We start from the raw sequence: 4538 nt of genomic DNA, 5'->3' as shown, positions 1-4538 counted from the left end.
CAATATATGGCTTATACATGTCTGTAGTTACATATTCAACCATCTTTCTTGCCTTTAGTGGATAGGAGTTAAAATACTCAAAGAGGTATCTTTGCCTTCTATCTGCCAGGATATCAAAAATATGACCACCTTCTAAATCGGTTAAATTTACACTCATAGACGCATCAACTGTATTTACTGACTTGAATTCGTCTATTGATAGAATCCTAGGTAGATAATTTTTTCTTCTCCTATCTTCAGTTAAACGGAGTATTCTGGCAACACTAGTAGGAGATACACAGTGTTCTCTTGCAATTAAGTCCATTGACTTAGTCTCACATAGGTTTAAAACTATAGACCTCTTAACATCATTCGATATGAAGCACCCCTTATCTACGATAGGTGTTTTGGCCATAAATGTTGACTCACAATGCTTACAGAAAAACCTCTGCTTTTTAACCATCAATATCAAAGGGTTTGTATTAACCCTATTAAAAAGTATTTTTACGGTCTGACTCCCATTTCTAATTATGTCATAATTTTCATTGACTATACCACATTTAGGGCAGCAAGCTGGCCTATATGAAAGCTTTCCACTTAGGACTGTATATTCTATTCCCTTAATATTTTCTTTTTTATTACTTAAAATTACTAAATTGTTATCGTTAATTCCTAAGATTTCTGTTATACTAGCATTAGAACACATATCATTTCTCCTTTTTTTAATTGTGGTGATTTAAATTATACACGAGATTTGATGTGTGTTCCTATTTTTTTGCAAAAATTTAGCGTTGGGAGAGAATTTTCTCTCACCAACGCTAAATATTATACAACCATTAAAAAAAGACTTTGTCCGGTAACACTTTGGTTACCGGCAAAGTCTTTTTATATTAATCAGCTATTTAAGATTAAGCTTCTAATCTTTCTGAGCTTGATAAAGCCTTCTTACCTGTTCTTATGATTATGTAAGCATAAACGAAAGCTATTACTATACCTGCTATAGTAGCAATGTTAAGTGGTAGGTTGAAACCTATCTTAGCATTTAGTAGGTATGTAGATATGATATAAGTATAGAACATACCTGGTATTAAGCTCATGATGTATGGCTTCTTTAGCTTGTATAGGTATAATGAGATCATAGCAAATGCGAATACTGCTATAGTCTGGTTAGCCCATGCGAAATACTGCCATAATACGTTGAATCCTTCTGAGTTTAACTTAGCGAATATAAGGATTGCTATAACTGGTATGAATATACAGATTGATAGTATTATTCTGTTCTTAGCCTCAGACTGGTCATATCCTATAGCATCCGCTATCATCAATCTAGCCGCTCTAAGTGCTGTATCTCCTGATGTTATAGGTAATACGATAACACCGATTACGGCAATTAGACCACCTATAGAACCAAGCATGTCGTTAGCAACCATACCTATGATAGCTGGCTTACCAACTAATTCTGCTGGAACACCCTTATAGTAGATACCCATAGCTGCTGCTGCCCAGATCATAGCGATGAAACCTTCTAGTATCATCATATCGTAGAAAGTCTTTCTACCTTCTCTTTCATCTGAAACAGATCTACCAATTAGTGTAGCCTGAGTTGAGTGGAATCCTGAAACTATACCACATGCAACTGTTACGAAGAATATTGGTAGTAATGGAGTTCCCTTAGGATGAACACCCATCCAGTTAGCTGCAGTTACATTGTCTAGGTGATATCCCTTGAAGAATAGGCCAAAGAATATACCAACTGCTGATAATAATAGAACTGCACCAAATATTGGGTAAATTCTACCGATTATCTTGTCTATTGGGAATAGAGTAGCTGCTAAGTAGTAGAAGAATATAATCGCATATACTACCCAAACTACTGGGTTTGAGCTTACTGCCTGCTGCTTTAATACACTGGCAACTACAAGGTCTCCTGGTGTGTAGATAAATACGGCACCAACTAGAACCATTAGAAGGATTATGAAGATATTGTATACCTTATAAACCTTGTTACCTAGGTGGTCCTGAATAAGTGCTGGCATCTGCTTACCATTAGATCTGATAGAAATCATACCAGAGAAATAGTCATGCATTGCTCCACCAAGTACACAACCTATTGGTATCAATAGGAATGCTATAGGTCCAAATAGGATACCCTGGATAGGTCCTAGGATTGGGCCTGTACCTGCAATATTAAGTAATTCAATAAGTGCATTCTTGCTCTGCTTCATAGGAACATAGTCTACACCGTCGTTGATACTAACAGCTGGAGTTGGTCTATCATCTGGTCCGAAGACTTTTTCACAGACTTTACCATAGGCTATGCCACCACCAATTAGTATAACTAATCCAATTATAAAAGTAGTCATTTTATAATACCTCCTAAAATTTTTTATTTAAATCAAAATGATTGATTTACACATTTAAAACTTGTTTAGCTTTTAACTATCTCACACAGAGACAGCCTAGCAATTTAAGCCGGCTCTCGCCCCTCCACTACATCTTCTGAGGAGCCTTCATACCTAAAATCTTTAGGGCATTTTCTATTGTCTGTCTAGTCGCTTCAACTAGGGCTAGTCTTGCTGCCCTTAGGTCTGCATCGTCAACCAAGATTGGACTGTTGTGGTAGAACTTGTTGAAGGCCTGAGCTAGGTCAAGTACAAACCTAGTCACTATATGTGGCTCGTTCTTCTTCATAGCAGTCATTAAACTCTTGTTGAAGTTTTCTAATACACTTAGAACATCTGCTGCATCCTGGTCAGATAGGAGTTCATAATTAATGTCTGCACTTACTGGCTGGTCAGCCTTTCTTAGCACAGCACAACACCTAGCATGTGTATACTGAACATATGGTCCAGTCTCACCTTCAAAGCTAAGTGTCCTATCCCATGAGAATGTGTAGTCCTTAATCCTACTATTGGATAGTTCCTGGAAGACTACAGCACCTACACCTACTGCCTTTGCAACCTCATCTATATTTTCTGCTTCTGGATTTTTCTCATCAATTATCTGTCTAGTCCTGTCTATAGCCTGGTTTAGAACATCTTCAAGGAAGACTACCCTTCCCTTTCTAGTTGACATAGTTCCCTCTTCTAGGGCAACCATACCAAATTGAACATGAATCATATCCTTATACCATTCATAGCCCATCTTCTTAATTATTTCAAAACACTGCTTGAAATGTAGCTCCTGCTGCGAGCCTACTACATATATAGACTTGTCAAAGTCATATAGCTTCTTTCTGTAGAAGGCAGACGCTAGGTCTCTTGTTAGATAAAGTGTAGAACCATCCCTCTTCTGTATAAGGGCTGGTGGTAGCTTGCTATCTTCTAGATTTACTATCATGGCACCATCAGATTCTTCCAATAGATTTTTTTCCTTCAATTCTTCTATTACTGCTGGCATCTTGTCTGAGTAGAAAGATTCTCCAACATATGAGTCAAAGTCTATGTCTAATAGCTTGTAAACTCTTGAAAATTCCTTCAAACTTTCATCCCTAAACCACTGCCATAGGTCTTTGGCCTCTTCATCACCATTTTCTAGCTTAGTGAACCACTCTCTTGCTTCATCTTCCATTTCTGGCTTAGTTTCAGCCTCGTCATGGAACCTAATATATAATTTCAATAATTCCTTTATTGGATCATTTTCCACTGCCTGCTTGTCACCCCACAGCTTGTAGGCAACTATTAGCTTACCAAACTGGGTACCATAGTCACCTAGGTGGTTTAGCTTTTCAACATGGTATCCCTGTGAAGCGTAAATCTTGCTTAGGGCGTTACCGATTACAGTAGTCCTTACGTGACCTATATGGAAAGGTTTTGCTATATTTGGAGATGAAAACTCTACTACTACAGTCTTACCCTTACCAAATTCACTCTTACCGTAATTTTCCTTTTCAGTTAAAACCTGGTTAATTACCTTCTTGGCTAGACTTTCCTTATTTACAAAGAAATTTACATAGCCTCCTAGGTTTATAATTTTATTTATATCATCTGTTGGCTGAATCTTACCTGCCAAGTCCTCTGCTATTGCATTTGGAGCCTTTCTAAATACCTTTGCTAGCTTGAAACAAGGGAAGGCATAATCTCCCATTTCCTTGTTTGGTGGTACTTCTATAAGGGCTGCTATCTCTTCAAGAGTCAAGTCTTCTATTTCTGACTTTAGGCTCTCAGATATCAACTTTTTAAAATCTGCCATGAGTCTTCCTCCAATAAATTTATCTATAGTAATATAATTGCTCTTCTTTCCTCAATACTATATGATATACCATTTTTTTTATTTTTTCAATACTTTAGGCTTATTTCCTATATAATCTTACTTGCCAACAGCTTCATAAAAACGATTATTAGGTTCACGTATTAAATATCTTCTTCTGTTATTACTCTTATACCATTTTTTCTTAGGAGGGCAGCCGCTACTCCCTGTCCTTTCTTCTTCTGGCCTTCAAACCTGCCTGTATATATCTTGTTACCACCACATGATGGACTGGATTCCTTTAGTATAGCCAGGCTGACCTGGTGTTTTTTAGCCTGGTCCAGTGAAATTTGAGCCCCCTTCAAAAACTC

General features: G+C 37.3%; 4 protein-coding genes. All 4 read right to left on the bottom strand.

Translation table 11 applies throughout. From position 1 onward, the window contains the following. A partial coding sequence (locus ACW6OJ_RS07485) for a transposase family protein (protein WP_456096201.1) occupies nucleotides 1–685 on the bottom strand: 685 nt, incomplete at its 3' end. A gap of 202 nt (nucleotides 686–887) precedes the next feature. Then, complete coding sequence (locus tag ACW6OJ_RS07480) at nucleotides 888–2342, bottom strand: carbon starvation CstA family protein (RefSeq protein ID WP_456096200.1); 1455 nt, start codon at nucleotides 2340–2342, stop codon at nucleotides 888–890. Between the two features lie 127 nt (nucleotides 2343–2469). After that, a complete protein-coding gene (gene argS, locus ACW6OJ_RS07475) occupies nucleotides 2470–4170 on the bottom strand; it encodes an arginine--tRNA ligase (protein WP_456096199.1) in 1701 nt (566 codons plus the stop codon). Between the two features lie 161 nt (nucleotides 4171–4331). Then, nucleotides 4332–4538: DUF523 domain-containing protein (locus ACW6OJ_RS07470; RefSeq protein WP_456096198.1), on the bottom strand; the 207-nt coding region annotated here is incomplete at its 5' end.

The organism is Peptostreptococcus sp. (assembly GCF_977045075.1).
This window is presented reverse-complemented; position numbering and strand designations above follow the sequence as displayed.

Bases quoted from the DNA above. Each gene is read 5' to 3' on its own strand.
- ACW6OJ_RS07480 (WP_456096200.1), bottom strand. From the start codon at position 2,342: ATGACTACTTTTATAATTGGATTAGTTATACTAATTGGTGGTGGCATA.
- argS (WP_456096199.1), bottom strand. From the start codon at position 4,170: ATGGCAGATTTTAAAAAGTTGATATCTGAGAGCCTAAAGTCAGAAATA.